Genomic DNA, 21,783 nt, shown 5'->3' on the forward strand with positions numbered 1-21,783 from the left:
CCAGGCGAACACAGCCTTGCGTGCATGCCGGGCGACGTTCACACCCCGGCGTGTCAGTCGCCGTCCCCAGGCAGCAGCCCCCCGTCCGTCTCGTCCAGCGCCCCCTGGGCGACCAGGTCATCGATGTCGTCCGTGAGCGCGTCCCGGATGTCCGAGCCGAGCCGAGCCCACCCGAAGAAGCGCGCCACTTCCCTCAGCAGTTCCGCACGCTGCACACCCGGACTCTCCTCCACCACGCTGCGGAGCGCGAGCTGCCGCTCGGCCGACGGAACCTGGGTGACCTTGCGGGTGAACCTCGACGTCGGGGTGCGGGCGACCTCCACCTCATGACCTGGGCGGTCGTACGCGTCGCCGACGCGGACGATCTCGCCCTTGGTGACCAGCTTCCGCAGGACCCGGCGGATACGGTCCTGGATGACCTGACCAGAGCGGGCGAGGCCCCATGCCGAACGAACGCGGGTGAAGATCAGCTCCTCCGTGACCGGGCCCTCGACCTCGATCACACACCGGACCACGTCCCCCACCACGCCGCCGGCGTCCGGGTCCTGGAGCTCGATGCCGTGCCGGTTCCGTCGGCGGGCCGAGGCGATCCGCAGCTTGACCAGCTCGATGTCCTCCGCCTCCTGGTACGGCCGGCTCCAGGGCGCCGGGCCGTCGTCCACCGGCACGAACGTCACCGTCGGTCCGGAGGCGGCCGGGGGCGCTGCGCTGGTCGCCGCAGGCGCGGCGGCATCCCGGGCCTGCGGGGTTTCCTCAACCACCACCGGTACGGATTCCGGCTCCGGCCTGTTCTCGTGCGGGTTCTGTGCGCAGGCCGCCTCCACCGCCGCGCGCAGGCGCGCCATGGCGTCCCGGCGGCTGCGGTACCAGTCCGTGCCCCAGATCCGGTGCAGCTTCCAGCCCAGATCACTCAGAACCGACTCGCGCAGCCGGTCACGGTCGCGGGCCGCCCGGGACGAGTGGTACATCGCGCCGTCGCATTCGATACCGAGGGCGTAGCTGCCGGGTGCGGCGGGGTGGCGTACGGCCATGTCGATACGGAAGCCGGCGACGCCGACCTGGGGCTGTACCGAGTAGCCCCAGCTCCGCAGTACGTCGAGGACCTCTTCCTCGAACGGGCTCTCCGGCGCGGCGTCCGGGTCGGCGGTCTGTGTCTGGAGGACCTGGGGGCCGTGCTGGGCGTACTGGAGGTAGCGCTTCAGGTGCTGCACGCTCTTGTTGGGGCTGTCGCGCAGGTCGCCGCCGTAGAAGGAGGCCACGACCTCCATCCGGCGCCGGGCGCGGGTGACGGCGACGTTGAGTCGCCGCCAGCCGCCCTCTCTGTTGATGGGGCCGAACGACGAGGCGAGCTTGCCCTGCTGGTCGGGTCCGTAGCCGACCGACAGGATGATCACGTCTCGCTCGTCGCCCTGGACGGTCTCCAGGTTCTTGACGAAGAAGCCGTCGAGACGGTCGTCGGTGAAGAAGCGGTCGAGGTCGGGGCGGGCGGCCCTGGCCTTCTGCACGGCCTCCTCAATGGCTTCGGCCTGTGCCTTCGACAGGGCGACCACGCCCAGGGTGAGTCCGGGGCGGGTGGCGAAGTGGTGGATCACCCGCTGGGCGACCCGGGCCGCCTCCAGCGGGTTGTTGCTGCGGCCTCCCTTGTCGTAGACACCGTCTGCCTTGATGAACTCGACCCCGACGTCCGGGCTCTGTTCCAGCGCACCGGGGAAGGTCACCATGGTGTTGTCGTAGAACTCGTGGTTGCTGAAGGCGATGAGGTTCTCGTGGCGGCTTCGGTAGTGCCAGCGCAGAGGGAGACCCCGCAGCACACCGCTCGCCTTGCAGGCGTCGAGTACGGACTCGAAACCGACTGCCCCGTCCTCGTCCCACTCGTCGTCCTCATCGCTGTCGCCGCCCGCGCTGAAGAACGAGGTCGGTGGTAGCTGCTTCTGGTCCCCGGCCACGATGAGTGCGTCGCCGCGGTAGATGGAGTTGACGGCATCCTGGGGCAGCACCTGGGACGCCTCGTCGAAGATGACGACGTCGAAGCGGAAGTCCGAGGGGAGGAACTGACTGACGGTCAACGGGCTCATCATGAAACACGGCTTGATGAGGCGGACGACTTCGCGAGTCTCGCCCAACAGGCGTCGGACCGGCATGTGGCGGGTCTTCAGCTGGGCCTGCCTGCGCAGTACGGCGGCCTGGCCCACCGACGTACGCCGTGGGCGGCGGTCGTTGCAGGCGGCGATGACGTCGGCGTGGGCCGCTTCGACCAGGTCCCGGTCAGCCATGCGGAAGCGCTCCACCAGCTGGTCCCGCTCGACGGCCCGCATGGGCTTTAGCCGGGCGTCGAGTTCGAATCGGCGCTCGATCCACGCGGTGAGGACCGCGCGCTCCATCGCCGCCGGGAACTCGGCGGCGGAGACGTCGCGCTGCGCGAGCTGGCCGGGCAGTCCGTCCAGCCCGTATCCCTTGAGGCGGGTGAGTGCCTGGGCGCAGGAGGTCCATGCCTCGGGGCCGTAGGGATCGTCGTCCAGTCGGGACAGGTAGGTGCGGGCCGCTGACAGGGACTGCTGGAGTTCGCGTCGCAGGTCCCGGTCTCGGGGCGGCTGGAAGTGTTCGGCGAGGGCGTCGCGCTGGCGCCGCCAGTCCTGGTGGCGTTGCGCCACGGACGGGTCGGCGGGCGCCGTCAGCATGGTGTGCGCGGCAGCCGGGGTCAGGGGTGCGGAGTGAGCTCCGTCGGACGTCCTGCGTACCTTCTGGGCCCAGTCGAGGGCATCGAGTACGTCGCTGCGGTTGGTCGCGGTGCTTCGGTAGAGCTCTCCGAGCAGATCACGGTGGGCGGAGGAATCCTCAGTGAAGCGTGCTGCGGCTGCCCGTGCCTGCACGACGGCCGTTACGGCCTCGCGCGCGCGGCCCAGCGTCAGGTCGTGGGGCGTGTCGGCAACGCGGGCGACGGAGTGGACGAGATCGGCAGCGTCCTCGAAGGGCTCGACGTGGGCGCGGAACCACCTCGCTGCCTCGTCCAGCGGCAGAGCCAGGAGCTGGTGGCCTGCGCCTGACAGACGCGGCAGACCTGCATGGCTCTGCCAGATCTCCAGCTCGGAACGGATCCGTTCGGCCTGTCGCTGGGCCTCGTGAGGTTCGGGCCGGCCGTCGGTCATGCCCTCGGCGAGGCGGGCCCTTCGCGCGGGGTCTGCGAGCGCGCCAGCGGCGAGCTTCTCGACGGTTCGTGCCGTCTCGATCGCACGGCGCAGCAGGTCCGAGTCGGGGTGGCCGTCCGGGGCGTACCTCCCGAGCAGTTCGATGTCCTGCGCGCTTGCGCGCGCGACCTGGTCCGGTCCGGCTGTTCCTGCCGGGTCGGAGGCTTCCCACGCCAGGCGGAGCAATTGACCGGTTGCTTCGTGGCCGGTGACGACGCCGGGTGCGTCGTCGCGGAGGCGAGAGGGGTCCGTGTCCAGACCTCCGTACCAAGGGCCGAACAACCGGCGGTGGGTCGCCTCCTCGGCAGCGAACGACGCGGTCTCGCGCCGGGCTTTGTGCGCCGCGGCGACCGCAGCACGGGCGACGGACACCGTGCGTTCGGAGGCTCCTCCGGCTCGTCGGCCGACTGCGGTCAGGGTGTCCAGGAGCGCGATGGCCTCACACAGCGGGTCGAGATGGGCGCGCAGCCGACGGGCTACCGACCTCAGGGGCTGCTTGATGAGCTCATCGGCGTCGGAACGGAGGCTCGGATCGTTCAACTGGGCTGCCCAGGCGCCCAGCTCATCGCGCAGTACGCCCCCCAGGCTGAGCAACTCCGGCGCGGGAGTGACGCTGTCCGCGGTCTGGGCGGCGAGTGCGGTGCGGCGGTGCGGGGTCGTGACAGCGTCCGGTGCGAGCCGGTGCAGGGAATCCGCGTGTGCCGCTGCGGCTTGCAGCGCGGGCACGTCGGGAAGTTCAGAGGCCGCGTAGGCGCCCAGCAGCTCTCGGTGGTCGAGTGTGAGCTGCTTGAGTCGGTCGTGTGCGGTGTGCCAGGCGAGGGCGGTCGGCAATTTGTCGTAGAGATCGCTGCGCCACGAGCCCGTGACGGTGATAGCGGCGACGGTCTTGCGGTCTGCGCGGATGCTGCTGGACAGCAGACCGCCGATACCGCGGGACCCCTCTGTCAGCCGGTGGATCAGATCGGGAAGCCCGGGTGTGCTGAGTACCTCTTGGCGGAAGGTTTCCCGGGCCGCCTGCTCGGCTTCGGTCAAGCGGCCTGCGGCTTCGGCGATTTCAGCGACGGCTTCCCGCATGCGGGGCAGCACTGCGGGGTCGAGCCACGTGGCCGGGGCGCGGTGCGGGGCGGTGGTCAGGTCGATCAGGGCGACCAGGTCTTCGGCCTCCGCCGTGGACCGCGGTCGGTCGAGGCCCAGCAGCGCGGACGCGGACTCGGCATGCCGCTCAGCGGATTCGAGGGTATCGGCGAGGGCGGAGAGCCGGTCGAGAACCTCTGCGGCGTACTGCCGCGTGAACGATGTGATGTCCAGTCCGGCCGGCTTCAGCTCGGCGAGAGCCTGTTCGGCCGCGGACGGATCCGCGCTGAGTCCGATGGGAAGGTCCGCCCATCCGGGCCCGGCCAGCGCGGTGGCTTCCGCCTGCGCGGACAGGACCTTGTCGCGGCGAGCGGAGAAGGTACGCAGTCGGTCGGCGATGACATGCACGGCAGCCTGGTCGGCCTTCGCCGCGCCACCGGGTTCGAGCCAAGACCCGAGTGGTCGGTGCCCGCTTCCGGTCAGCGCGACGATGTCACACACCTGGACAGCTGCTTCGGTGTTGCGGGGAACGTCGAGTCCGAACCGCCGAGCCAGGTCCGAGAGATTCCCATGCGTACGGTCGAGCCCGTCCGCGGTCGTTTCGAACTCCCGGGCCAGTTCGCCCGCTCGCTCTTCCGTGAGAGGGGAAAGGTCGGCCCCAGGAGGCGAGAGACTGGTCAGCGTGCTCTCCGCAGCACTCTTCTCCGCCGTCAGGCGCGCCGAGAGCTCCTCCCAGCGTGCACCGGCCGCAGACCGTGCGGAGGCCGCTGCGCGGTTCGCCTTCCTCAGCTCGGTGAGGAAGGCGTCGACCGGGTTGTCCACCGTCTCGGCGAAGTCGTCGCTGGTCAGCCAGTGTTCGGGCACGGCGCGCCGGGACTCGATGAGCGACAGAAGACCGGTGAGCCGGACGACGCCGCTCTCGTCACCGGCGGGAGAGCCTCCAGGCCCGAGTTCCGGGTAGCGGGACACGGCCGTGACAAGCCCTTCGAGGGCAGCCATGGCCTGGTCGAGCGCGGGTCGCGGATGCGCGGTGCCGGCGCGCAGGTCCCGCCACGGGAAGGACGGGTCGGCGACCGCCTGCCAGGCGTCCGCGATGGCCTGGGTGGCCTCGACGACCAGGTGCAGGTCCTGGCTGCTGACGGTGGCGGCGTCGAACAGCTTCTGGTCCTTGCCGCCGCCGGCCGCCGGGGTCAGATATGCCACGGGTGCGTCGGAAAGCCGTCCCACTCTGCCGATCACGTCGTGCAGGGTCTTGCCGAGCGGCTCGCAGACCTCGTTCATCGCGTCGGCGTAGCCGCTGAGCGCCTGGCGGGTCTCGCGGGCCAAGGTGACGGCCTGCTGCGAGAGCTGGGGCGCCTGCGGTTCCTCTTCGAGCGCCCGGCCCAGCTCCTGTGCCACCGCTCGGCGGCTGGTGTTGTGACTGTGCAGGGCGAGCGCGTACGAGTCCAGGCCGACCGACCGGAGGCGGTCGAGTACCACGTCGAGGGCGGCGGCCTTCTCACTGACGAAGAGCACGCTGCGGCCCGCATGCATGAGACCGGCGATCATGTTGGTGATCGTCTGGCTCTTCCCGGTACCTGGAGGGCCGTCGAGCACAAAGGACTGTCCCGCCACAGCGGCGGCCACGGCCTGACGCTGGGAGGCATCGGCGTCGAGGACCAGCGGGCTGTCCTCGGGCGGGCTGAGCTGGTCGATGCGGTCGAGATCGATCTCCTCGAAGTCGAAGCGATCGGAGGCCAGACCGGCCTTGGGGCCGAGGGCCACCGCTTTGACCAGATCGCTGGCCAGGACGCGGCTCTCGTTCTCCAGCAGGTCCTGGTACATCGACTCCTTGTGGGAGGCGAACAGCGCGAGTACGACGCGGGGCGATACCTTCCAACCGGACTTGCCCGCCACCGACTCGGTGACGGCGGCGAGTACAGCGGCGGGGTCGGTCGGATCCTGCTCGGTGACGGGCACCCAGTCGATGTGGAATTGTTCCAGCTTCACTCTGAGAGCCGGGTTGAGGCGTGGCTCCTCATCCTCGTTGAGCTCGAGGCGCATCCGCCCGTTGGGCGTCCGGGTGATCCGGGCAGGCATCAGGACCAGCGGGGCATCGCTGCCCGTCTCGGCTCCGTCCTCGCGCCAGTGCAGGACGCCGACGCCGAGTTGCAGCGTCCACAGACCGTAGTCGTTGAATATCTGGGTCGACCGGCTGCGCAGACCGCTCAGGGCACGCTGAAGGGCCGGCCCTGTGGTCTTCTGCGTCACGATGCCGTCCGCGGAACTGCGGATCACAGCCGGCCGGCGCGCGGCGGTGCCGCCCTCGGCGGAGCCCGCTTCTTCCTCGCCCGAAAGTTCCTCGTCCGGAAGCGGAGCGAAGTCCCACCCACGCTCCAAGCCCCGTACCAGTGTCTCCGCCGAGGGCTGCGTGATCTCCAAGGTCGCCGACTTGGTGTGGCGGAAGTTGAGCAGGCGATTGCGCCCGCTCAGGTCCACAAGGGAAGTCCGCCAGTCGGCAAGGACCTTCTTGAGTCGTTCCAGGTCTGTACCGCCACCGAAAGTGCCCGGAATTGTCACTCTGGTCCTTGCTCCTCGTCCAGCTTCTCCGGGGCCGACGGAGCACACACGCCCCCGGGTACGTGCTGAACCCGGGACAGCCACACGGCAGGGTCGTGTTCACACAGTCGCCTTGGCCGGATTGGTCCCGCTGATCCCCCTAAGCGGAGGATTCTACGACCAGCGCTGCGTTGAGTGAAGTGCCGGATACAGCCAGGCAGAGAGAAGGCTCAGGTTGTCTCGGCGGCTTTGGCCTTGAGCCCCTTCAGGAACAACGAGTCGAGCACCGCCCACTCGGTCGCCCGGTCGACGACTTCCACCGTGCGCCCGTCCAGTGACGGCGTCTGCTTCGGGTCCTCCATCGGGCACAGCCACCACAGGCCATGCGGGCTCTGCGCAGGGCGGCGGGCCGCCTGTTGCAAGGTCACCAGCAGATCGTGGCCGCCACCATCGAAGTAGCGGGCGAGGAGACCGGCGTTGTGGACGAAGAGCACCGCCCGGGGGCCCGCCTCCTCCGCCATACCGACGAGGCGCTCCGACATCCGCCCGGTGACCCGTTGGACGTACGAGCGCAGGCCCGGCTTCAGCTCTCCGCTGCCGGTGAAGGCGGAGTCCGCACGCAGCACCTTGGACCAGTCGGTGTTCAACTCGTCGGCCAGCGCCCGGAAGATGTTCAGGAACTCCTTGTTGAAGTCCACCGGGACGACTCCGAAGTCGGCTGCCACCGCAGCCGCCGCACCCGGCAGGTCGGCGCCCTTGAGAGTCAGCGCGAGGAAGCCGCCGCGCTCGGCAGACGTGGTGAGCCTCGTGCGCAGCACTGCCTGCGGGTCCCGCCCGGCCGCCGCTGCGGTCCGGGCCTCGGCGACCAGCACGCTGGTACGGGTAAAGGTGGAGCTCGACCAGCGTGCTCCCTCGACCGCCGGAGGGAAGAAGCGCCTGCGAACGGTGTCGTACTCCAGCGGGAAGCCGGCTTCCTTGAGCACGTCCTCGATCTCGATGTGCGTGGGCGCATCAGGAACCGGCACCGACGGGAACCGCGCCTTGACGCGTGCCACGAGTTCACTGATCGAGATGCCCGTCTCCCGGCGCACTCCGGCGGCGGCCTGGGAGATACGCAGGGCGCGGGCCAGCCCGAGTGCCTTGGGGTAGATCTCCAGCCGTGGCGATGCGGAGGCATGCCGGGCGACCACCGCGGCGAGGCCGACCAGGCGGGTGTCGGCGAGCGGAGTCATCCCGCTGGGCGCCGCTACCTCGCGCAGGGTGCGTACGACGGTGGCCCGGCCGGGCAGCGGGTCCTCATCGGCCAGCCGGTCGGCCTCCGCACCGAGGGCTGCCGCGTAGTCGGCCAGCTCCTGCGGGGTGGGGTCGTCCGTGCCCGGCAGCGAGTCGAGTGCCAGTAGGACACGGGAGCCGCGGCGCAGCACTTCGAGGCGCGGATCATGTTCGGTGCCGCGCTGGAGTGCCTCGGCGTCGGCGGCTGCGCGGACGACGGCCAGAGCCTTGGCCAGTGTGCGCTCGGGGGTGTCATCCCCTGCGCCGTGCCTCACACGGAGTTCGGCAGCCGCTTCCTGGACCGTCATCACGCGGCCCGACTGGGCCAGGATCTGCACCAGCTCGTCTCGGATCTGCGGGATCCAGTCGGTGGCGGCCCACTCCTCGATCGCGGCCACATGATGGCGGGAGACAGTGGCCTGACTGCTGCCCAGGTGCTTGGCAATGGCCGTCTGCGGTGGCCATGCCCCGAGCGGGGAGAGCCCGCCGCCATCGGCGGCCGAGCGCGGCAGGCCGAGCGTGAGACGGATGATGTCGGGGCGCAGATTACCCTTACGGGCCGGCCCAGGCGTGAGGCGTGAGGCGAGCGAGTCGACGGGTTCGGCTGCGACGAGCTGCGCCTGTGCCTGCGGATCGGCGGACAGTGACGGCGACATAGGGGCCGCTGCGGAAGAGGCGGGCTCCGCGGGCGGCCGTCGCAGCATCGCCGTCCACTGCTTGTGGCGCCGGTTGAGCTCCCTGCGTACGAGCGTTCCTGCACCACGAGCACGGGCAATCGTGTGCGGGGGGACATCGAGCAGTTCCTCGACGGTACCCGCGCTCAGACCATTGGCGACAGAGACGGCGCGCGGGGAGAGTCCGGCCGCCTCCAGGGCCGTGGTCAGCTCGGCGGCAGCGGCGGCCGTCTCACGGGCTTCCTCCGTGCTGGCGGCGACGGCCCCGACAGTGGCAGGGGTGGTGGCCGGCTTCGCCGAGTCCGCGGTGCGGAAGATCTGCCGCCACGCGTTCTCCATCTGCTTGAAGGTGTCGAAGCGACGGTCGACGTCACGGTGCAGGGCGCGCTGGAAGAAGACGGTGAGACCGTCGCGAAGTCCCGGCTCGAACAGCTCGGCCGCGACGAACAGTGCGACGTCCTCGCTCATGCGAGGGTCGGTCTGGCCGTCACCCCAGACGGGACGCTCTCCCGAAGCCATCTCGTGCAAGGTCACAGCCGCCGCGTAACGCTCGGCATGATCGTCGTACAGCGAGCGGCGGGTGCTACCGAGGAACGGGTCGAGGTAGCCGCGCGTACCCGCCGTGATGTCACGCTCGGAGGCGTCCGCCAGGGAGAAGTCGAAGAGCAGCAGCTCCCACGAACCATCGTTGCGCTTGTGCAGGCCGAGGTTGTCCGGCTTGATGTCGCGGTGCCGGGTGCCCTTGGCGGCGAGTTGGTCGAGCGCAATGAAGAGGTCGTTGCCGTACCGCTCCAACTGGTCGTAGGTCAGGCGCCCTTCGCCGCGCAGCCGTGCGCCGAGGGAGGACTCCCCCGCGTATTCGAGTTCCAGGACGGTGTGACCGGCGATCTCGCGGGGTTCTTCGAGGAGCCTGACGATCCGGCCGCCGCCCACCGCCTTGAGTGCCTGGGCCTCCGCGTACAGCCGGGCGTCCTTGTCCTGGTCGAGCGCAACCTTGAAGACGCGTTCCTCGACGACCGCCCTGCCGTCCGGTCCTTCGGCCTCTTCCACCACTCGCTCGACCAGCAGTGCGCGGGCCGTGGCCCCCGTTCCGAGTACCCGCCGGACCATCCAGGTCTCATCGACCGACTGCCCGGGCACCGCCGTAAGAGGGTCGGTCTCGACGGACACGGACTGGTCGGGAACGGTGGTCTGCTGTTCGGCCTCGTTCAGCAGATCCAGGAAGCGCTCCGTCGAAGGCAGCCGGTCCACGACTTCCGCACGCGTGGCACGGTAGACGAGGTCGTCGAGGCTGTCGGAGAGCCCATCTGCCACTGCGTAGGGGTGCAGCCCACCCTCCGCGGACAACCGCTCGATCAGCGCGCTGCGCCGGTCTGCCGGGGGCTCCCCCGTGAGCAGGAGATACGCGAGCGATCCCAGTCCGAAAAGGTCCAGGTCCACCGGATCGGCGAACTCCTGGTCGGTCTCCGGGGCCAGAAAGACCTGAGAAGCGTCTTCGATCAGGGTGCCATCAAGCGGGGTGTCGCCGATGGAGCGCATCGAAGTGGTGTCGAAATCACGGGCGGCCGTCTGCCAGTCCGTGATCCGAACCACGGGATCGGAACCGTCCTCGTTGGCCGAGACATAAACCGACCGAGCGGCGAGCGCACGGTGGTAGAGGGAGCGGTTGTGGGCGTAGCGGAGCGCCTCAGCAAGCTGGCGTACCAGGTCCAGCCTGGTCTCCGGGGTGAGCTTGCCGCCGTAGGCGTCCAAGTAGGCGTCGAGCCGCAGATCGGTGTGGCGGTGGCGAAAAAGAATCGCCGGGCCGCCCTGGTGTTGGCGGATCTGTACAGCCTGCGCGATGCCACGGTGCGTGATCCCCTGCAGCACCTGGTACTCGCGGCGGGCTGCACGATCCGCGGCTCGCTTGGCTGCCTCCCCGGCCAGCTGCTCGACCAGGTATATCCGGACGCGCCCGCCCTCCTGGACCAGCCCGTCATCGCGGACAGCCAGACGGTCCTCCCAGCCGGGGCCCGCGTCCAGCACGCCGGGTTCCAGCTTCCAGTCGTCGCCGTACCGGAGGTGTGCGGTGGAGTCGCTGATGCCGATCTTCTGCATCAGCTGCTCCAGCAGCTGGGCGGACTGTGGAGTGACGCGCCAGCTCTCGCGCTCCGGCGGCTTGCCGAGCAGGTCGTCCCAGATCCTGCCGAGTCCGCCGGCACCGTCATTGCGGCCGTACACGTTGATCCGCTGGAACTCGTCGAGACCGCTCACCAGGCCGGGTGCATGGAGAAAAACTGCAGGCTTGATGAACGGGACCCGCCGCGGATCGACGCCCATGGACCGTGCAGCCCGCTCCAACTGGCCCTTGAGTTCCTTGCACTTCAGGTCGGTGAGGTGCAGCGGGTTCTTCAGCGTGCGGACGCGGTCGTCATGGAACTGCCAGGTGTCGCCGTGGTTGATGACTCGGCCGGGGTGCCCCTTGAGCTCCAGCAGATACAGACCACCGGGCACGGCAATGAAAAGGTCGCACTCGTTGGTGCGGCCGGACGCTGCGGTAAAGGAGAACGTGGCCCAGGCACGGTACGGCTCGGCAGCCGGCATCAGCTGCCGGACGTGATCGAGCCCTTCCTGCTCCCACGAAAAGGTGGAACGGCGCGACTGAAACCAGCGCTCCTTACGCGGAGGGCCCGGCTTCGGGGCCGAAGGCGTTCCTGCTGCCGTCACGGTCCGACCTCCGCGGTATCCATCTCGCTCTGTGAACGAACGCACAATTCCGCCCGACCTTACCTCGGGCCTGACCGGCCGCACCCGCCCCCATCGGCTTGGCATCCGGCGCGCGGTGGCCTTGTCGAGGTGCTGATTCTCCTCTCCGACTGTGCGATAGCGTTGCTCTGCGCCGCGCGCCCTCCCCGGAGGGTGTACGGGGTACGGTCCTGCGCTGCACACGATTTCGGTGGTCCGGTGGTCTCACTTCAGTGAGTACGGAGAGTTCCCGGTTGGGAGCCATCCCTTCCATCCGACTCCCGAAGGAGATGCTCTCCGCATGCCCCACTCCAAGTACACGCCCGCACGCCGCATCTGGGTACGCGACATCCTCATCGGCGTCGCCGCGAGCCTCGGCTCGGACCTGGTGCGGAATGCCGTGCAGGCGGCAGCGCACCTTCTCGGTTAGCCGAGGGGCGGCGGGGCCGGGGACCCGCCATCACCCGTGTGCCGACAGCCCGCGTGAGGCAATCCGGCAGCGGGACGCATCCGTACAAGGCTCTGCCGGAACCCCAACGCGAGGGCCTCCCTCGGATCGTCGATTGACGTTCAAGAATGGCCAAGTCCGGCTAGAGTACGTCGAAAGTCATTGCGGCCCGACGGGCTTCCGTTCAGGAAACGCCCCCACCCGCACGAGATCCATCGTGCCTGTGGGGAACTCTCTGTACTGCTCCGGAAGTCGGCTGCTGAACTGAGCCCGCTCGTTACCCCCGTCGGCCGAGAGCATCTGCCTCTCACCGAACGGTTGATCAACGAGTACGTGCAGTCTCACCCCAACAAGAAGCAGCCGAACAAAGGCCTGATCGCTTCCTGGGACCACAACCTGCCGGAAGTCATCCACGTACTCGTTGCCCTCGGCCTCCATTCGGTCGAGGCACTCATCGAGTACTCCACTCCCGGAATGGCCGGTGACGCTGATGTCATCCTTGCCGGGCAGCATCCGACGACCGAGGACCTGTCATACGTCGTCATCGAACTGAAGCAGTGGCACAAGGCAGTGGTGTCGTCGACGAACCCGATCGCGGTCGACGCCGGCTACGACAAACCGAAGCTCCATCCCGTACGCCAGGTGCAGCGCTATTGCGAGTACCTCGTCCAGCACCTCGCACCGCTGCGCGGCGCCCGCCAACGGATCGCCGGCGTCGCGTTGCTCCACAACGCCAGCCATGAGGTTGATTCACTCTTCGACTTGCCAAAGAACGACCACGGCCGTCTGTACACGAGAGACCGACTCGGGGAGTTCAAAGCATTCATCGCGTCACGACTGGCTCGAGGATTCTCCGGAAGCCACGCGGCCGATGTGCTGTGTCAGGCCCAACAGTACGAAGCGCCGTCGTCGAGCGAAGCATTCAGCCGGGTCGGGAGTCCGCACCCAGTTTTCGCTCTCCAGAAGGAGCAGGAGATCGCCTTCCAGGAGGTCCGGCAAAAAGTGCGTGCCGGTGGTTCGAAGAGCGGTCGCAAGAAGGTCGTCATCATCCAGGGTGGCCCCGGCAGCGGGAAGACCGCTGTTGCCGTGGAACTCCTGCGCTCTCTCAAGCAGGAGGGACACCACGTCGTGCATGCCAGTGGTTCCCGTTCCTTCACCAGCAACCTGCGTCAGGCAGCCGTCGACACCGCACCTTACGGTAAGCGGGGAGCCGTCGCCAAACAGGCGCGAAAGGACTACCGGTACTTTCAGCAGTCCGGCGAATTGGAGGAGAACTCGCTGGAGGTTCTCATCTGCGACGAGGCCCATCGGGTGCGTGAGAAGTCGGACGGCCGGGACGTCAAGAGATGGGTCAAGGAACGAGGCCTTCCGCAGGCCGACGAACTGATCCGCGTCGCCGAGATGCCTGTCTTCCTGCTCGACGACTGGCAGTCCCTTCGCCCGGACGAGGTCGGCACCGTCGACTATCTCGTTGAGCGGGCCATCGCTTGCGGCTGTGACTACGAGGTTGTCGAGCTGCCCGGAATGTTCCGCGCGGAAGGCAGTATCGCCTTCCGCGAATGGGTGACGAAGCTGCTCAGCCTCAAAGCGACCAGCGCCCCCGCGTGGGTACCGGACGGCCGCATCGACGTGCGGTTGGCGGAAAGCCCGGAGGACATGGAGACCTTCCTCATGGAGCGCATGGAGAAGGACGGATCCCGTGCACACATGACGGCAGGTTTCTGCTGGGAGTGGACACCCCTGGATGGTCGGCTGCGGGTCGAGGTCCAGATCGGTGATTGGCACAGGCCCTGGAACGCCAAGGACGGTGTCCAGCTCGACAACGTGCCGGAGTCGAGTCAATGGGCGACCGATCCGAGAGGTTTCGGACAGATCGGATGTCATTCGCGACCCTCGGTTTGTCCTGGTTTGCACTGCAGACCATCGATTGTCAGCGATCATTGCCTGGTGCTGCCGTCAGCATGCCGTCGGATAATCTCCCGACGTAGTTCCTGGTCCCAGATCTGATCTCCTGCCTCGCGCGGCCGACGCCAGTACTGCACTGGTACCAGGGCGGTCGGCTGACCGCGCTCGGAAGGATCAGCGACGCGATCCGCCCCGGCCTCACATTCTGCGCACACACCCGCACCAGCCACTTCGCAGCACTTTGCCCCGTCGAGCTCATGCTCGACGGGGCAAAGTAGGACCAGCCTCCGAATTGCCCAACAGCGTCCCGCACAGCGCCGGGGGCGGAGGTCTGTCGGTGTACGCACGGTCGTCAGGCGGTCGCCGCCTCCATGTCCGCCTTGACGGCCGACTGGTCGAGCGAGGTGAGCACGGACTGGGGATCGCCGCCCTTCATCACCGCCTGGCCCACATCGGTGCGGATCGTGCCCCGGACGGCGGGCCAGGAACGCATGTTGACCGGTGCGAACTGGGCGTTCGACAGCTGCTCGATGAACGGCGAGAGCGGCTGTTCGGCGGGCTTCCCGGTCGCCGCGTCGGAGGCGGAGTACGTCACGGGCAACGCGGACTGGCTGCCGCCGTAGGTCAGGGCGGACTTCCCGCTGTAAAGGAACGAGAGGAAGGTGCCGCACTCCTTGCGGTGGTCGTTGCGCCGGAAGGCCATCAGCCAGTCGCTGATCCCCACCGGAGGGGCGGCCCCGCCGTCCTTCTTGGGGAACGCGGCGTGCGCATAAGGGAGTTTGGCCCGGTCGGCCGCGCCCATCAGCATGGGGTGGGCGATCATCATGCCGATCTCGCCCCGCAGGAACTGGGCGTACGCGTCGGTCCGGTTGAGCTTCACGGGGTCGGCACCGGCCAGCCCCCCGGCGACCAGCTCGTCCCGCAGCCAGGTCAGGGCCTCGGCGTTCTCCGGCTTCACGAATTCGTACTCCGCGAGCTCCCCCGTGTAGCCGCCGCCGGCCGCGAGCAGCCAGGACAGGGCCTCGTCCTCGGCCGCCTCGGGGCCGAACTGGAGCCCGTACGGCGTCTTCACGCCGATCGCCCTCAGTGCCTGGGCGGCCGCCCGCAACTCGTCCCACGACGTGGGGGCACCGCTGACACGGGCCCGCCGGAAGAGCTCCTTGTTGTAGAAGAGCCGGGGCGTGCTGGCCAGGAACGGAATGCCGTAGGTGGCGTCGTCGACCGTGCCCGCATCGGTGAAGGACCGGATGAAGTCGGCCTGGGTGGCGATGTCGAACAGCTGGGTCATGTTGTAGAGACGGCCGTCCTCGGCGTACGGCGCGAAGACGTTCGACTGCGCGATGTCGGGTGCCCGGCCCTCCTCGACCCGCTGGGCGAGCGTCTTGTCGATCTCGGTGTAGGAAACCCGCTCCAGCTCGATCGTGATCCCGGCGTGCTGCTTCTCGAAAGCGGCGACGATGTCGTCCCACTGGTCGCTGAGCGAAGCGCCGATGCTCTTGTCGTAACTGGCCACGAGCAGGTGGAGCTTCACGTCCTTGCTCGTCGAGCAGCCGGTGAGCCCGAGCGCGGCCGTGGTGCCGGCGAGGCCGGCCGTCTGAAGAAGGAACTGCCGCCGACGCACCGCTCTTGCCACCTCTTGCTAGTCCCACACATGCACTTATGGCAGATTCTGCCACATGGGCAATATCTGCCTTCCGGGCTCGGTGACTCCAGGGCATAACCTGATCCGCATGCAAGGTGGCTCGTTGACGGAGCGGCGCAAGGCCGCGACCCGACTGGATATCGCCCGTACGGCGGCGGCGCTCTTCGTGGAGCACGGCCTGCGGAGCACGCGCGCCGAGGACATCGCGCGGGCCGCGGGCGTCGCCCCACGCACCTTCTACCGCTATTTCGCGACCAAGGAGGAGGCCATCACCCCGCTGCTCGCCGTCGGCGCCCGGCAGTGGGTGGAGGCGGTACGGGACGCCCCGAGCGCCCTGCCGGTGCCGGACGCGCTGCGGCACGCGGCGGCGTGCGCGCTGACCCCGGCCCCCGGTGACACCGCGGCCTCGGAGTCCCTGGAGTGGGTGCGGTCGCTGCTGAGGATGGCGGCGGACAGCCCGGCGCTCCAGTCGGTGTGGAACGACGCGTGCCACGACGCGGACGCCACCCTGGCAGGGGTGCTCGCGGCGCGCGCCGGGCTCCCGGACGAGGCGGGCTCGCTGGAGATCCGGCTGACGGCCGGGGTCGCCGGGGCTGCGGTGCGGGCCGCGGTGGAGACCTGGGCGGCCGGCGACGCCCCGGCGACGGGACCTCAGGGACCGGCGGCACTGGCACAACGCTGCCTGGCCTCGGCGGAGGGCGCGCTGCGGGGCGCCTGATCCCGGACGCCGTAGGACCGGCTCGCGGAGCCCGGCGGGGCTCCGCGAACCGGTCGGCCGCCCCCGGACCCGCTGCTTCAACCCGGTGTCGAGCGCGCTCATCAGCGTGCCCTGCGGCGTGTCCCCCGACATCTCCCGGACCATCACGCCCAGCAGACCCTTGGACTTCACGTAGTCGGTCTTCTTGCCGATGGACCAGGTGTCGTCGAAGGACCACCACTGACTGCCGGTGCTGCCGTACGTCGACACCGGCTGTTCGTCGTGATGGACCGCCATCGTCGGGTAGGCGCCGATGAGGTTGGCGTAACCGCGGGTTCCGGCCTCCTCGGCGAACTGGCCCGGTGCGGCGCCGCCCGCGCTCTGCCGTTCACCGGCGGCCCCGCCGTCGGCGACGTTCTGCCGGCCCCGGCCGTAGAACGGGATGCCGAGGGTCAGCTTGCGGGGCTCGACGCCCGCGCGCAGTTTGCCCCAGCCGTCGTCCGCGCAAAGTCTGCCCGCCCGGCCCCGGACCGCTCGCCCCGCGCCCCTCCCCTCGCCCGGCGGGCCCTCAGCCGCCGAGGACGACCGTGCGCTGGGCGGAGAAGTCGCCCCACTTCCCGTCGGGCAGCTTGGCGCGGATCTTCATCGAGTAGCGGGTGCCGCGCGGGTCGTCGACGGTGAGGCGGTAGCTCGCGCGGCCTGCGGGCGGGGTGGCGCCCCAGACGATCGTGGTGGTCAGCCGGCCGCCGATGAAGAGCTGGTACGCGGGGATCCCGCCGCCCGTCTCCGGCTGCTTCCAGTCCAGTTCGATGGCGTACTCCTTGCCCTCGACGCGGTTGGTGATCCGCAGGTCGGTGGGGGCGGTGCTCGTCGGTACGCCCGGGGCGGAGGCGGTGGTGAGGTCGATGGCGTTGCTGTCCGGCGAGGAGGTGTCGGCGGCATCGCGGGCGCGGACGGTGAAGGTGTAGACGGTGCCGGGGCGCAGTCCGGTCAGATGTGCCGTGGTCCGGGTGCCGGGCACGCTGTGGATCCGGGAGTCCTCCTGGTAGATGTCGTACGAGGTGACACCGATGTCGTCCGTCGAGCCGCCCCAGGAGAGGTTCACCGCCCGGCTGCCGTCCACCGTGCCGCGCAGCCGAACCGGGCGGGTCGGCGCCTCGTGGTCGGCGGGGGTCGGGGCGGGGGTGGTCACGCTCACGGCGGCGCTCGGCGCGGAGAGGTTCCCGGCGGCGTCGCGGGCGCGGACGGTGAAGGTGTAGGCGGTCGACGCGGTCAGCCCGCCGACGTCGGTCATCACCTTGGCCGCCGGGACCGACCGGACCCGCTTCCCCTCGCGGTAGACCTCGTACCCGGTGACCGCCTTGTCGTCGGTGGCCCGCTCCCACATGACGTGTACGGAGGTGGCACTGCTCGCCTGCGCCGTCACATGGCCCGGCACCGTCGGCTTGCCGGTGTCGGCCTCGGGGGCGGAATCGCAGGCGGAGAGCGCGGCGACGAGCAGGGCGGCGGAACAGGCCAACGCGGCGGTTGCGTGGGGGCGTTGCACGGTCGTGCCTTCCATCCGGCAGCAATGGTCCAGACCTGTATCGCATGGTGTGGGGGTCGCCGACAAGAGGGCGGAGCGGAACCTTCCGCAATGTGCCGATGTGTGTCGGCCGTTCGTCGGCGGGGGTCCGATGTGCCGTACGGTCGGCTGATGTCGTGCATACGAGGTGTGGTGCTGCCGGAGCGCGAGGAACGCACGTTCTGGATCGACGGCGAGGTGCTCCGCGCGGGTCCTCCGCCCGGCGGGCTCGCGGGCCGGGACACGGAGACGGTCGTCGACGGCGGCTGGCTGCTGCCCGGTCTCGTCGACGTGCACACGCATCCGGGCGCGTCGGCGCCGGATGCGCCGTTCGACGAGGATCTGCTGCGCAGGCAGTTGGGCGAGCACCGGGACGCCGGGGTGCTCGCGGTACGCACCCCCGGCACCGCGCAGCGGATGCCCGCATGGGTGGCGAAGGACCCGGAGCTGCCGCATGTGACGTCGGCGGGGAGGTGGCTGGCCACACCTGGCCGGTTCTTCCCCGGTTTCGGACGCGATGTGAGCGAGGCCGAGTTGGCGCGGGCGGCCGTGGAGGAGGCGGCCGCCTCGTCCGGGTGGTGCAAGGTCATCGGCGACTGGGCCGCCGACGAACCCGCCCTGCCGCTGCCGCTGTTGACCTCGGTGGTGGCCGCGGTGCACGCGGCGGGCGGGAAGGTGGCGGTGCACTGCCAGACCGCCGAGGGCAGCCGCAATGCCGTACTGGCGGGCGCCGACAGCCTGGAGCACGGTATGCATCTCGACCCGGCCCTGCTGGACCGGATGGCCGCGCAGGGCACGGCGTTCGTGCCGACACTGAGCGTCTTCGGCGCGAAGGAGGACGCGATGCGGGCACGGCAGCCGGGTGTGCGCCGTGATCTGTGGCTGGCCGGCTGGGACACCATGCTCGACAATGTGCGCGCGGCCCACGAGGCGCGGGTGACAGTGCTGGCGGGGACGGACTCCTTCCCTTGCGGGACGGTCGCGGGCGAGATGGAATGGCTGGTACGGGCCGGTCTGCCGGCCCACGCGGCACTCGGTGCCGCGTCCTGGACGGCACGGGCCTGGCTCGGGCTGCCGGGCCTCGTGGACGGCGCACCCGCCGATGTCGTCGCGTACGCCACCGACCCGACCCTGGACCCGGGCGCGCTGAATCACCCGAGCCGGATCGTGCTCCGGGGACGCGTCGTGCGGTGAGCGATGAGTTCGGGGTGCGGAAGGAGTCAGCACTGCATGGACACGCACACGGAAACCACTCCCACGATCGATCTCGAACCCGCGGCGCGGCGGATCGCCGGCCTGCTCGACGGCATCGACGAGCAGCAGCTGGACGATCCGACGCCCTGTCCCGACTATGCGGTACGCGAGCTGCTCGCCCACGTGGCCGGGCTGAGCACGGCATTCTGTGACGCGGCGCGCAAGGACTTCGGCCCGATGACCGACACCGCTCCGGACGCGAAGCTTCCGGTCCTCGCCGACAACTGGCGCGAAGCGCTGCCGCCGTTGCTGGAAGAGCTGGTGACGGCCTGGCGCGATCCTGCCGCCCGGCAGGGAATGACCAGGGCGGGCGGCGTGGATCTGCCGGGTGAGGTGGCGCTGCTGGTCGTGCTGGACGAGCTGGTGATCCACGGCTGGGACCTGGCCCGGTCGACCGGTCAGAGGTACGAGGCGGACGAGGCGAGCCTTCGCATCGCGCTGGACATGCTGACTCCCGGTGACGGCAAGCCCCGGGCGGAGACCATCTTCGGCCCGCCGGTTCCGGTGCCGGACGACGCGCCCCTCGTCGACCGGGCTGTCGCGATGAGCGGCCGCCGCCCGGACTGGCAGCCCGGCGACTGAGCGGTACGCAGGGGCGGGTGTGCCGCTCGGGGGTCGGGTCGGCACGGCCCTCCGGCTCCGGGCGGCGCGGCGCGCGCGGGTCCGGTCAGGGTTTGGCCGGCGTTCGTGCCGCCTCGCGGGCCTGTTCCCGCAGCCGTTCGTCGGCCGGGGCTATCCCCGGCTCCAGGCCCGAGGCCCGCACCCGGAGGTCCCGTTCGGCCAGGGCGATCAGGCGGCGACGACCGTCCTCGGTGAGGGAATCGGGTCCGAGTACGACCAGGGCATCCAGCGCGGTCTCCGCGTCGGCGTCCTGCTCCGCCGCGTCCAGGAGCAGCCCGGCCGTGCGGGGGCCGTCGAGCGTCTCGGGCGCGATCGCGTGCAGGGCGAGCACCGCCGACGGAATCTGCATCGGCTCGGTGAGCAGGCCCTCCAGCGCGGGGACCAGCGGCCGGGCCGCGCCGCCGATGCGGGCGGCAGCCCGCGCGGCACGGCCGAACGTCCAGCGCAGCCACATCGGTTGCACCTCCGCGAGCACACCGGCCAGCACCGGCACCGCTTCCTCCGGGTCACCGGTGATCCGCCACAGGGCCGCGGCGATCTCCACATCGGCGTCCATCTGCGGGATGTTGCGGTCGCCCGCCCGGTCGCTGAGCGCGGACCGGAGGGCGGGTACCAGGGCGACCGCCTCCGGGCCCAGCCCGGCGGCGAGGCTCGCGGCCTCCCGCACCGCCGGACCGCCGGGGGTGAGCCGTGCGGCGACGGCCGCCCGCAGCGGGCCGGTCTCCCCCGTCAGCTCGCGCACCGCCGCCGCAGCAGCGAGCCGGCCCTCCTCCGGGCCGGTGCGTGCCGCGGCGGTCAGGAGCTCCGCGGTCGTCCCCCGGTGCTCCGGCGGGCAGATCGCGACCAGCGCCTTCGGTACCGCCCCCGGGCAGAGCGACAGCACGGCCGACAATTCGGGCAGGGCGGCCGATGCCCGGCTCCCCCACGCGCCGAGCAGGTTGACCAGCCGAACGACCTCATCCGCGCCGGGGCCGCCCGCCTCAGCCAGCCGGGTACGGATCGCGTCCAGCAATTCCGGGTCGTACGTGAACGAGGCCCCGGCCGCCCCTCCGAACAGGAACCCGCATGCCGCGCCCAGTGCCCGTGGGCGCCGTCCCAGGTCCCGGGCCAGGAGCGGGGCGGCCCGGTCGGGGGCCACCGCGACGAGTGCTTCCAGCGCGCGGTCCGCCGGATCGCCCTCGCCCGCGGCGAGTCGGGCCAGCACCGGGGCAGCCGCCGCAGCCCGGACGCCCAGCTTCGCGAGCAGCGAGTACGCCGCGGGCGCGTCCGCCGGGTCGGCGACCATCGCCTCCACGGCACCGGCCAGCCGCTCCGGCGCGCTGCGCGACAGCAGGCAGGCCGTCTCGGCCGCCCACAACGCCTCCGCCCGCGCCTCGGAGTCCGCGCTGCGCAAAGCGCCGTCGAGCAGGGTGTACGCGGCGTCGCGGTCGGCGTCGGTGTCGCGGCGCAGCAGCTCTTCGACGACATACTGCAGGGGTTCGTTGCGCTCCAGGTCCAGCCGGCCCTCGACGAGGTCGTTCACGGGCAGGAGCGAGAGCATCGCCGCGTGGTGCGCGGGTCCCCACGGCAGTCCGCCGTCCACGCAGGCCAGCAGCGCCACGATCCGCACCTCGGCGGGCTCGTGCGCACCGATGGCCGCGGTCGCGTCGGCGGCCGTACCCGGTGGGTCCAGATGCGCCATGGCGCCGAGGAGTTCGGCCCGTACCCCAGGATCCGTCTCGGTCTTCCTGCGCAGGCGGAGCACCGGCAGCACCTGTTCGGCCGCGCCGGTCATCGCGGCGGCCCAGGCCGCGGCCCGCCGGAGCCCCGGATCCTCGGCGTCGGCCTTCGCGAGAATCAGCGGCAGTTGGCCGACGACGGCCGCCCGGCAGGCCGCCTCTTCGCTGTCCCCCTCGTCCGCCCCGCCCTCGGCTATCCCGCCGAGCAGCACCAGCAGGTCCTCCGTGCGGTACCCGGCACCGGCGAGCCGTGCGAGGTACGGAACGGCGCGGGCCGTGGCCCCGTAGACCGAGCCCTGGTGCAGGATGCTGCCGTACAGCTCGGAGATCGCCTCGGACGCGGCCTCCTCGCTCTCCCCGGCGAGCGCCCGCAGGCAGTCGGGGATGTCGGCCGCGCTCCCGTAGGCATGGTGCAGATCCGCCCACGGCTGGGCGTCGACGTCGGCGAAGAACCGTGTGAGATCCAT

General features: G+C 70.3%; 10 protein-coding genes and 1 pseudogene. 5 read left to right on the forward strand and 6 right to left on the reverse strand.

Features of this window, described 5'->3' with window-relative positions:
• Window positions 1–53: 53 nt before the first annotated feature.
• The gene (locus tag BT364_RS17840; protein WP_072486168.1) at window positions 54–6,818 is read right to left on the reverse strand and encodes a DUF3320 domain-containing protein; all 6,765 of its coding nucleotides are present in this window, start codon (window positions 6,816–6,818) and stop codon (window positions 54–56) included.
• Between the two features lie 209 nt (window positions 6,819–7,027).
• Window positions 7,028–11,494: a BREX system serine/threonine kinase PglW gene (pglW, locus tag BT364_RS17845; RefSeq protein WP_371268606.1), complete on the reverse strand. Its 4,467-nt coding sequence runs from the start codon at window positions 11,492–11,494 to the stop codon at window positions 7,028–7,030.
• A 274-nt stretch (window positions 11,495–11,768) separates the two neighbouring features.
• Between pglW and BT364_RS43030 the strand changes: the two genes are divergently transcribed.
• Together BT364_RS43030 and BT364_RS17850 are read left to right on the forward strand one after the other, a co-directional pair.
• Window positions 11,769–11,897, forward strand: a complete 129-nt coding sequence (locus BT364_RS43030) for a DUF6408 family protein (protein WP_256259974.1) — start codon at window positions 11,769–11,771, stop codon at window positions 11,895–11,897.
• Between the two features lie 336 nt (window positions 11,898–12,233).
• Entirely contained in the window at window positions 12,234–13,922 is a 1,689-nt protein-coding gene (locus tag BT364_RS17850) for a DNA/RNA helicase domain-containing protein (protein WP_072486170.1), read from the forward strand.
• A 250-nt stretch (window positions 13,923–14,172) separates the two neighbouring features.
• On the opposite strand, the gene BT364_RS17855 is transcribed toward BT364_RS17850, so the two are convergent.
• Window positions 14,173–15,441, reverse strand: a complete 1,269-nt coding sequence (locus tag BT364_RS17855) for an ABC transporter substrate-binding protein (protein ID WP_072486171.1) — start codon at window positions 15,439–15,441, stop codon at window positions 14,173–14,175.
• A gap of 109 nt (window positions 15,442–15,550) precedes the next feature.
• Between BT364_RS17855 and BT364_RS17860 the strand changes: the two genes are divergently transcribed.
• Complete coding sequence (locus tag BT364_RS17860; RefSeq protein WP_072486172.1) at window positions 15,551–16,180, forward strand: TetR/AcrR family transcriptional regulator; 630 nt, start codon at window positions 15,551–15,553, stop codon at window positions 16,178–16,180.
• 75 nt (window positions 16,181–16,255) lie between these two features.
• On the opposite strand, the pseudogene BT364_RS17865 reads toward BT364_RS17860, so the two are convergent.
• Window positions 16,256–16,636, reverse strand: a pseudogene (locus BT364_RS17865) (glycosyl hydrolase family 18 protein); the annotation flags it as partial.
• Between the two features lie 91 nt (window positions 16,637–16,727).
• A complete protein-coding gene (locus BT364_RS17870) occupies window positions 16,728–17,720 on the reverse strand; it encodes a fibronectin type III domain-containing protein (RefSeq protein ID WP_072486173.1) in 993 nt (330 codons plus the stop codon).
• A 135-nt stretch (window positions 17,721–17,855) separates the two neighbouring features.
• Between BT364_RS17870 and BT364_RS17875 the strand changes: the two genes are divergently transcribed.
• Together BT364_RS17875 and BT364_RS17880 are read left to right on the forward strand one after the other, a co-directional pair.
• Window positions 17,856–18,917 carry an amidohydrolase family protein gene (locus BT364_RS17875; RefSeq protein WP_177328156.1) on the forward strand — a complete coding sequence of 354 codons (1,062 nt, stop codon included), beginning with the start codon at window positions 17,856–17,858 and terminating at the stop codon, window positions 18,915–18,917.
• Window positions 18,918–18,953: 36 nt separating this feature from the next.
• Entirely contained in the window at window positions 18,954–19,559 is a 606-nt protein-coding gene (locus BT364_RS17880) for a TIGR03086 family metal-binding protein (RefSeq protein ID WP_072486175.1), read from the forward strand.
• 85 nt (window positions 19,560–19,644) lie between these two features.
• On the opposite strand, the gene BT364_RS17885 is transcribed toward BT364_RS17880, so the two are convergent.
• The gene (locus BT364_RS17885; RefSeq protein WP_143166506.1) at window positions 19,645–21,783 is read right to left on the reverse strand and encodes a hypothetical protein; all 2,139 of its coding nucleotides are present in this window, start codon (window positions 21,781–21,783) and stop codon (window positions 19,645–19,647) included.

It is taken from the genome of Streptomyces atratus (assembly GCF_900119365.1).
Classification (GTDB): Bacteria; Actinomycetota; Actinomycetes; order Streptomycetales; family Streptomycetaceae; genus Streptomyces; species Streptomyces atratus_B.

Bases quoted from the DNA above. Each gene is read 5' to 3' on its own strand.
- BT364_RS17885 (WP_143166506.1), bottom strand. From the start codon at position 21,783: ATGGATCTCACACGGTTCTTCGCCGACGTCGACGCCCAGCCGTGGGCG.
- BT364_RS43030 (WP_256259974.1), top strand. From the start codon at position 11,769: ATGCCCCACTCCAAGTACACGCCCGCACGCCGCATCTGGGTACGCGAC.
- BT364_RS17875 (WP_177328156.1), top strand. From the start codon at position 17,856: ATGTCGTGCATACGAGGTGTGGTGCTGCCGGAGCGCGAGGAACGCACG.
- BT364_RS17880 (WP_072486175.1), top strand. From the start codon at position 18,954: ATGGACACGCACACGGAAACCACTCCCACGATCGATCTCGAACCCGCG.
- BT364_RS17860 (WP_072486172.1), top strand. From the start codon at position 15,551: ATGCAAGGTGGCTCGTTGACGGAGCGGCGCAAGGCCGCGACCCGACTG.
- BT364_RS17870 (WP_072486173.1), bottom strand. From the start codon at position 17,720: ATGGAAGGCACGACCGTGCAACGCCCCCACGCAACCGCCGCGTTGGCC.